Annotated in this window: 5 protein-coding genes; 1 reads left to right on the top strand and 4 read right to left on the bottom strand. The window is 48.5% G+C overall.

Going from position 1 to position 9,500, the window contains the following annotated elements:
• Positions 1-2: 2 nt before the first annotated feature.
• From ACI4WN_RS03325 to leuS, 4 genes are all read right to left on the bottom strand, one after another.
• The gene (locus ACI4WN_RS03325; protein WP_439776950.1) at positions 3-1,292 is read right to left on the bottom strand and encodes a hypothetical protein; all 1,290 of its coding nucleotides are present in this window, start codon (positions 1,290-1,292) and stop codon (positions 3-5) included.
• Between the two features lie 149 nt (positions 1,293-1,441).
• Positions 1,442-3,856 carry a phosphoenolpyruvate synthase gene (gene ppsA / locus ACI4WN_RS03330; RefSeq protein ID WP_439776951.1) on the bottom strand — a complete coding sequence of 805 codons (2,415 nt, stop codon included), beginning with the start codon at positions 3,854-3,856 and terminating at the stop codon, positions 1,442-1,444.
• Positions 3,857-4,219: 363 nt separating this feature from the next.
• Complete coding sequence (locus tag ACI4WN_RS03335; RefSeq protein WP_279190105.1) at positions 4,220-5,848, bottom strand: putative polysaccharide biosynthesis protein; 1,629 nt, start codon at positions 5,846-5,848, stop codon at positions 4,220-4,222.
• A 95-nt stretch (positions 5,849-5,943) separates the two neighbouring features.
• Entirely contained in the window at positions 5,944-8,358 is a 2,415-nt protein-coding gene (gene leuS, locus ACI4WN_RS03340; protein ID WP_439776952.1) for a leucine--tRNA ligase, read from the bottom strand.
• A gap of 299 nt (positions 8,359-8,657) precedes the next feature.
• Between leuS and ACI4WN_RS03345 the strand changes: the two genes are divergently transcribed.
• Positions 8,658-9,248, top strand: a complete 591-nt coding sequence (locus ACI4WN_RS03345) for a phosphatase PAP2 family protein (protein ID WP_439776953.1) — start codon at positions 8,658-8,660, stop codon at positions 9,246-9,248.
• Positions 9,249-9,500: the final 252 nt, after the last annotated feature.

Raw genomic sequence — 9,500 nt, forward strand, 5'->3', positions numbered from 1 at the left:
GATTAGGCTTCTTCAAATTCGATGATGCTCTTGGTGGAAATGTAAGCCGGCGCAAATTCACCCCGGTTGTATTTTTCCACTTTCATGAATTCGCCCTTTGAGGACAAGACGTATTCAGCCAGTTCATCCAGACTCTTGAACTGGTCAGTGTAGAAGGTGCCCTTTTCGGTTACCAGCTTAAACTTGCCTTCAAACAGCTCCCGCCGCTTGGCGTAGTTTTGCTGGCGGTTATTTTGGTAATTGTTCTTTTGGTAGCCTTGGCGGTTGTTCTGGTAGCCATTCTTTTGGTAGCCATTTTGCCGGTTGTTTCTGCCTGGCCGGCGGTTGCTCCGGCGATCATCATCGCGCTTGCGCACGACAAAGCCGCGATTATCTTCTTCAGAACTTTCTTTTGCTGCTTTTTCAGGCTTTGCTTCTGCCTTAGTTTCTACTTCAGCTTCTGTTTCCGCTTTTTCTTCTTTAACTTCGCTCGGAGTTTCTACCGCTTCGGTCTTTTCTTCAGCCTTGGCAGTTGGCTTTGCTTCTGCCTTCTCGTCTACTTCAGGCTTAGCTTCTTCTTGGTCATCAAAGCTGAATGGCAGTTCAACTGCTGGGTGTTCTTTCAGCTTGTCATCTGGCCGCGGCGCCTTCTTGACGAAGACTGGGCCTGTAACCTTCTTTTCTTCCGGCTCTTCAGCTGCTTCTAATTGTTCTTCTTTGACCTCTTCAGTCTTCTCGACTTTTTCTTCGTCCTTTTCTACAGGCACAGTTTCAGTCTTTGCTTCTTTTGGCTCTTCGACTGGAGTTTCTTCGGTTTTCTCTTCTTTGACTTCTGCCTTAGGAGCTTCTTCTACCTTAGCTTCAGCTACTGGAGGCTTCTCTTCCTTCACTGCTGCTTCAGGCTCAGCCTTAGCCGCCTCTTCGGCTTCAAAGTGGTCGTGGATGTACTGGATGGCACTTGGCCCCCAGTACTTCTTGTTGTGGTTCTTCTCGTCGATGAAGTCCGGCTTGATTTCCTTGTGTTCTCTGATAAAAATTCTCAGCTTCTTCTTGCCGATTCCGGTCGTTTCGGCGATGGCGTTGATGTCCAAGAGGCCATTGTCCGTTGCCGGCGATGCCACCGACTTGGGCAAGACCTTGCCTAGGTCCTGAAAGATCTGCCCTACCGCTCGCTCATCGTAGAACTTATTCCCCTTTGGGTCAACCAAGGTTGGCTTGAACTTGAACTTCATATTGATTAAGTAATAAACCTGCTGCTGTGAAACCTTTGCCAATTTAGCGATTTGATCCATTGAATAGTATTGTTGTGCCATTGTCTTTTCCTCAAAAATATCTAGTGATGCTTAGTTAAAAATACGATAATTCATTATTAATTTTACTTCACTTTAAGAGAAAATGCTCGAAATTCACAAAAAGGCCACTCTCCAATGGAGAGCAGCCTTTAAAAACTATTCAGCAAAGATTACCAGTCGTAGTCTTCGGTGTCTTGCTTGCCTAAGCCAGTTGCGGCGTCAAGCATGATTCTTTGCTCAAAGTGTGCAACGTTGAGCTTGGTTTCCTTAACCATGTCTGGGTTTACGGAGACGTAGTCAATTCCGCTTCTTACCAAGAATTCAGTGAAGTCTGGGTATTCTGATGGAGCTTGACCACAGATTGATACCGTCTTGCCATCCTTGTGAGCAACCTTAATGAGGTGACGGATTGCCCGCTTTACAGCCAAGTTACGTTCATCGTAGAGGGCAGAAACAGCGTCGTTGTTGCGGTCAGTCCCCATGATCAGCATGGTCAAGTCATTTGACCCGATGGAGTAGCCATCAACGTACTTGTTGAACTTGTCAGCCAGGATAATGTTGGATGGAATTTCAGCCATCATGAAGATCTTGAAGTCGCGACTGCGTTCCAAGCCTTCGTCAGCCATGATCTTCGTAACCTTTTCAGCTTCTTCAGTCGTTCTGCAGAATGGGATCATGACGTTCAAGTTCTTCAAGCCGAATTCATTTCTTACCTTCTTGACAGCTTCCAGTTCCAGCTTGAAGGCTTCAATGTACTTCGGGTCGTAGTAGCGACTTGCCCCGCGCCAGCCAAGCAGGTCAGCTGGTTCGTGCGGTTCGTACTTCTCCCCGCCCTTCAAGTTCCGGTATTCGCTGGACTTGAAGTCAGAGAATCTCAAGACAACTGGTCTTGGGTTCATGGCCCGGCAAACCTTGCTGATGCCGTTAGCCAATTCGTTAACGACTCTTTCTGGGTGACCAGTTTCAATCAGGTAGAGTGGGTGTTGGTGGATGTAGGTCGTCCACAAGAATTCTTCCCGCATCAAGCCAATCCCGTCAGCTGGTAAAGTAGAGTACTTTTCAGCCAGGTCTGGGTCACCCAGGTTCATCATGACTCTAGTAGCGGTTGGTGGGAAGTATTCAGCTGCAGCCATTGGCGCGCCGGTGTTTTCCTTCTTTGGCTTAACCACTTCGTCAGCCACGCCTTGGTAAACGACACCGTTCTTGGCGTCAACCGTTACTTCTTGGCCAGTCTTCAAAATTCTAGTTGCAAAAGTCCCGCGGCTGGCCGTCCCAACGATACATGGAATCTGCATCTCTCTTGAAACGATCGCTGCGTGGCAGGTCATCCCACCGTTGTTGGTAACAATCGCAGCTGCCTTCTTCATGGCTGGTACCCAGTCTGGAGAAGTCATCAAGGTTACCAGGATTTCGCCTTCCTTGAATTCGCTGATGTGACTTGGGTCGTCGATGACGTGAACGATACCAGAAGCAACGCCTGGGCTGGCTGGCAGACCCTTAACCAGAACCTTGTTGGAGCTTGGAGTAACTTCTTTGTCCTCTGCTTCAGCCCCTTCCTTCTTTCTTTGGGACCAAACGGTTTCTGGACGGGCTTGAACGAGCCAGAGCTTGTCATCTTGGTCACGAGACCATTCCATGTCCATGTAGCAGCCATAGTGCTTTTCAATTTGCTTTGCGTAGCCAGCTAATTCAATAACTTGTTCATCGGTCAAGCAGGCACTCTTAGCAACGTCTTCTGGAACGTCTCTTTGTTCAACGCCCCCACCTGGCAAGCGGATCAATTCAATGTTCTTGTTGTTGATCGTCTTGTTGGTGATCTTCATGCTGTCCTTGTCAACTTCGAAGTTGTCTGGGGTAACCGTCCCTTGAACGATGTATTCACCAAGACCCCATGACCCTTCGATCATGACCTTGGTGTCGTCACCGTTAGCAACGTTAACCGTGAACATAACCCCGGCTGACTTAGAGAAGGCCATCATTTGTACAGCAGCTGACAAAGCAACCTTTTCTTGTGGGAAGTTTTGCTTGATCCGGTAGTAAGTTGCCCGGTCAGTAAACAGTGATGCGTAGCAGTCTTGAACCTTGCGGATGACGTCCTTGCGGCCGCGAACATTAAGGTAAGTGTCTTGTTCGCCAGCAAAGGAGGCATCTGGCAAGTCTTCGGCCGTTGCACTTGACCGAACGGCTACGTATGGCTCGTTTTGCCCAGTCATCTTAGCCAAAGCGTCATAAGAGCTACCGATGTCTTCTGCCAAGTCTTCTGGCATTGGAGCTTCTCTCATGATCTTTCTAATTTGGCTGCAGACCCGGTGAAGTTCTTCTGAATCTTCTGGGTCCTTCAAAGTAGCAAGCAAGGCATTTACCTTGTCGTTTAAGCCGTTGACTTCCATGAAGTGCCGGTAGCCGTGTGCAGTCGTCGCAAAGCCGTAAGGCACTGGAACGTCAGTCCCTGAAGTCAATTCACCTAATGATGATGATTTACCGCCAACCAGAGGCACATCGGCCCGGCGCAGTTGGTTGAACCAAAGAACATATGCATTTTCACGTTCTTCTTGAGTTAATTCTTTCTTGTCATTAACTTCCATTATTTTCACCTCATGTCACTTGGCTTGTAAGCCTTTTCACTTTTCACTGTCTATTATTGTCTTTTTGTGAAAAAAAGTCAAGGGTGATTTGGGAATTTTTACCAAGATTTTTTGTAACCGTTTCCTTTGCCGAATTTGTTGCATTTTAAAAAATCTTAACTATGATAAAAAAAGAGATGTTAAATATATTATTCACAAGGTAATTTTTCCTGTATATTTTTTATTGGCCATTAGCCCCGTGATATCAAGCTTCTTTACAAGGACTTTTCACTTTTTCAAAAATATGCTCGATCAGTTTTAAGCAAAAATGAGCATAAAAAAGCAGATACCTGTCAGTTAACAGATATCTGCTTTTGCATTTACTTAATTCAGATGCAATTTCTGGGTAATTCTGGTAATCCGGCTGCCCAAAATTCGCTCAGCTAGCCCCATCTTGAGGCTGAGGCCGCCGTAAACAACGATGCCGGCTAAGACCCCCAGCCCGCACAAGATCATGGCTGAGAAGCGCATGTCTGGGCTAATGAAGCGCCCTGCCACTTTAACGGTCAAGCTGACCGCCAAAAACATCAGGATGGAGAAAGTGGCAATCCCGATAAAGCGGCGCATAGTCCGGTCCGCCTGGAAGCGGTACTTGACCTTTAAGTGCTTCAAGGCACAGAAGATCACGACCAGCATCCCGATATTGGTGGCTAAGAGTGGCCCATAGACCTTGGCTAGGCGAATCATTGGGTACTGGAAGATGCTTTTGACTACCAAGCCAATGATCAAGTAGCGAATGGCGTACATGTTCTCATCTAAGCCTTGCAAAATCGCCATCAAGACCGTGAACAGGCCCAAGCTGATCGCCGTAAAGGAAGACAGGTATAAGACCTTGACCCCCAGAGCATCAGGACCATAGAAGATGGTGTAAAGAGGCTTAGCGATCGCAGCCATGCCCAGAGACGCTGGCATCAAGACAAACAAGAAGAGCTCCAGGGTGTTGGAAATCTGCTTAGAGATGTCCTTATAATCCCGCCGGGCATGAGCAGCTGACAAAAGCGGAATTGCCGTCACTGCCATGGAAGTGGCGAGAGACACCACGATCATGATCAGCTTGTTGGCATTCAGCCCGAACAAGGCATACCAACTTTCGATCGTGTTATAGTGCACGCCAGGCATGAAGCTGGCAATCATTGGGTGGAAGGTGTACTGGTCCACCAGCTGGAAGATGTTGATCCCCGCGTCAATGATGATAAAGGGAATCGACTGCTGGATAATTTCAAACAGCAAGCTGTTTGTGGACACCCGCAGATCATTATTAGAATGCGCCAAGAGCGGTCTCAGCTGTCTTCTTTGTCTGAGGTAAAACCAAAGCAGCATCCCGATGGCAAAAATCGCCCCGATAGCAGCCGCCAGGTTGGACTGAGTAACAGCATCCACATAATTGCCGTGCTGAACCTGCATGATGATGTAGGCCGTTGCTAGCATCCAGATGACCCGGGCCAATTGCTCGACAAACTGCGACATGGCACTAGGCATCATGTTGTTAAAGCCTTGAAAATACCCTCTCAGGATACTGAGGATGGGGATGATCAAGACGGCAACGGCTAGACTGCGGATTACGGGTACTTCTTGCGGGTTGTAGCCAGACAGCGGCAAGGCCAAGAAGTACATGCAGGCCGCCGAGATAATGCCAAAGACCGCCATTAAGCTCAAGCCATGCTTGAACAGCCTTTGCCCTACCCCATACTCGTTTAAGGCATTATACTTGGCAATTTGCTTGGCGATTGCCCCGGGAATGCCGGCAGTCGAAATGATGATAAAGAGACTGTAGATGTTGTAGCTTTTTGCCGTCAGCGAGTTGGCCAGGTTGCCATAAGGGCCCATCCAGGCATACCAAGGGATGATGTAGATTGCCCCCAGAATCCGCGATAGGATTGAGCCAAAAGTCATCCAAGCCGAGCCTTTTAAGAGCTGGGCTTGCGAGTTGCTCTGTGATTTTGTTTTTGCCATAAAACTTCCCTAATCTTCAAATACTTCAACCTCTTATCATATTACGGATTTAAGGCGAAATATACCCCAATTTGTTTTTTTAGGAAAATTTTAGATTATTTGGCAACAATATTGACAATCTTGTTTGGAACTACGATGACCTTCTTGATTTCCTTGCCATCGGTAAATTCCTTAACGTGTGGCAGGGCCAAGGCAGCAGCTTGGGCGTCTTCACGGCTTGCGTCCTTAGCAATGGTGAAGGTGCCACGCTTCTTGCCGTTAACCGTTACGGCCATTTCGACGGTGCTTTCAACCAGCTTGCTTGCGTCGTAAGTTGGCCATGGAGCCAGCTGAACGCTTTCGTCGTGGCCGAAGACTTGCCAGATTTCTTCCATCATGTGCGGAGCAACTGGGGCCAACAGCTTGACGAAGCCTTCTGCGTATTCGCGAGGGATCTTGTCCACCTTTTGGCAGGCATTCATGAAGACCATCATTTGAGAAATCGCGGTGTTGAAGCGCAGTTCTTCAAAGTGTTCGGTAACCGTCTTAACGGTTTCGTTGTAGATCTTGTCTAGCTTGCCGTCGTTTTCGTCAACCACCTTTTCAGATGGGATTGGGTCGAGGTCTAAGTCGTTGACAAAAGTCCGCCATACCCGGTCTAAGAACTTCTTGACGCCGGAAGGACCGTTGTCGTCCCAGTCGATGGATGCGTTCAGTGGCCCCATGAACATTTCGTAAGTCCGCAGGGAGTCGGCACCGTATTCGTCAACGACGTCATCTGGGTTAACCACGTTGCCGCGAGACTTAGACATCTTTTCATGGTTCTTCAAGATCAAGCCTTGGTTGTAGAGCTTTTGGAATGGTTCCTTGGTTGGCACAACGCCCAAGTCGTACAAGAACTTGTGCCAGAATCTTGCGTAAAGGAGGTGAAGCGTTGCGTGTTCAGCCCCGCCGATGTAAAGGTCAACTGGCATCCAGCGCTTCAAGAGCTCTGGGTCAGCCAAGGCCTTGTCGTTATGCGGATCAACATAGCGGAGGAAGTACCAGCTAGAACCTGCCCATTGCGGCATGGTGTTGGTTTCGCGCTTGCCCTTTCTGCCGTTTTCGTCAACCACGTTGACCCAGTCGGTCAAGTTGGCCAATGGGCTTTCTGGCGTACCAGATGGCTGGATGTTGGTTTCCTTTGGCAAGGTTAATGGCAATTCGTCTTCTGGAACCAGCGTCGTTTCGCCGTCTTCCCAGTGGATGACTGGAATTGGCTCACCCCAGTAGCGCTGACGGGAGAAGTTCCAGTCACGCATCTTGTAGTTGACCTTCTTTTCGCCAACTTCGTGGTCAGTCAGCCATTCAACCATCTTTTCCTTGGCTTCGTCATTGTGAAGGCCATTCAAGAAGTCAGAGTTGACGTGAGCACCGTCACCGGCAAAGGCTTCCTTAGTGATGTCGCCGCCTTCAACGACTTGCTTGATTGGCAGGTGGAACTTGGTAGCAAAGGCGTAGTCACGTTCATCGTGAGCTGGTACGGCCATGACGGCACCAGTCCCGTAAGTTGCCAAAACGTAGTCAGAGATCCAGATTGGCACAGCTTCGCCGTTAACTGGGTTGATCGCATATGCGCCGGTGAAGACGCCAGTCTTGTCCTTATTGAGATCGGTTCTTTCCAGGTCAGACTTAGATTCGATAGACTTGATGTAGGCTTCAACGGCTTCTTTTTGTTCTGGAGTAGTAATTTCCTTAACCAGTTCGTTTTCTGGTGCCAAAACCGTGTATGAGCAGCCAAAGAGGGTGTCTGGACGGGTGGTGAAGACGTCAAAGCTCTTGTCGGTATCCTTAACTTTGAAGGTAACTTGGGCACCAACTGAGCGGCCGATCCAGTTTCTTTGCATTTCCTTGATTGGTTCTGGCCAGTCTAAGTCGTCCAAGTCGTCCAGCAAGCGGTCAGCATAAGCCGTGATCCGCAACATCCATTGGCGCATCTTTCGGCGGTAAACTGGGAAGCCGCCCCGTTCAGTCTTGCCGTCGATGACTTCTTCGTTAGCCACAACCGTACCTAGGTCTGGTGACCAGTTAACTGGCACTTCAGCTTCATAAGCTAGGCCCTTTTTGTACATTTGTTCAAAAATCCACTGGGTCCACTTGTAGTAGTTTGGATCAGTGGTCTTGATTTCCCGGTCCCAGTCGTATGAAAAGCCCAAGGCTTGAAGTTGTTCTTTAAAGTGGGCAATGTTTTGGTCAGTAAAAGTTGCCGGGTCATTGCCAGTTTGCAAAGCGTATTGTTCTGCTGGCAGACCAAAGGCATCCCAGCCCATTGGGTGAAGGACATTGTAGCCTTGAGCCCGCTTCATTCTGGCCATGATGTCAGTAGCAGTGTAGCCTTCTGGGTGACCAACGTGCAGACCCTTGCCAGATGGGTAAGGGAACATGTCCAATACGTAATACTTTGGCTTTTCTGGGTCAGTCCCAGTCTTAAAAGTCTTGTGGTCAAGCCAATACTTTTGCCACTTCTTTTCGACAACTTTGTGGTTGTACATTCTGTGTAATCCTTTCCAAAAAACAAAAAAGTCCTATGCAAACACATAGGACGAGTTATTTCGCGGTACCACCTAAGTTCCACGCCAAACGGCGTGACCCTCAAAGTTTCTTAAAGCGAAACAACACTAACGGCCATTAACAGGCAAGTTCGAAAGTCCGCTTGCAAGCCTTGCAGCAACCGGCTCTTCTCTTGGGCAAGCTGAACTTTCTACTACTCCTTAGCCTTTTATTTTTTCTTGATAATGATTATACTTTACCACATGAAGCGGATTTTACCAAGAGAGAAAGTGAGTTTCAGATGATAAGTTCGGAAAAAAAGTTGAGCGGCTGGGCCTGGGGAGTGCTGTTTGCCGGCTGGACCTGGCTGGTCGTGAGCGGCAGTTCCTTTATTAAGGCCTTTGACCAGGTCCTTTATCAGGCGGTTAAAAACAATAACGTGGCCGAGCGCCGGCTGGTCATCGCCGTTACACAGCTGGGCAACAGCTGGTTGATCTACCTGGCTGCCTTGGCAATCGCCCTTTATTTGGGCTTACGTCGGCGCTGGCGCGGCGGGATCTTGATGGTGGCCTCAGTTTTGCTGGCTAACGGGACAAATGAGCTGGTCAAAAGCTGGTTTAGACGGCCCCGGCCCCATTTTGCCAGCGACATCACGGCTGGCGGCTTCTCTTACCCATCTGGCCACTCCTGCCTGACCATGGTCTTTGCCTTAGTGGCGGGCTATTTGCTGCTGCCTGCGAGCAAGCGCCGCTGGGCCCTGCTCTTTCCCCTGGCGATTGGCTTTACCCGGATGTACCTGCACGTCCACTACCCGAGCGACGTCATCGGCGGCTGGCTGGAGGGACTGTTTTTGGGGTGGCTGTTTACAAGGGCGGCGAATTTACTCAACTAGTGAGCAGATTTTAATCTTTAGGTAGAATATTGACTCAACTGGAGCGGCTTTTTCATAATTGAGAAAGAAATTTACTCAACTACTGACAATTTTTAATCTTTGTCTAGCGGACGTACTCAACTACGCCCGTTTTTTTAATAATGTTCCGCAAAAAAGACTCAACTAAGCTGGGGCTTTTTAAGATGAGAATAACTATCGTAGCCATGTGGTAATAAGTCAAGACGAAATTGAAAAATAATTCGAGTAAAAGTT

The organism is Lactobacillus sp., assembly GCF_051893255.1.
GTDB lineage: Bacteria > Bacillota > Bacilli > Lactobacillales > Lactobacillaceae > Lactobacillus.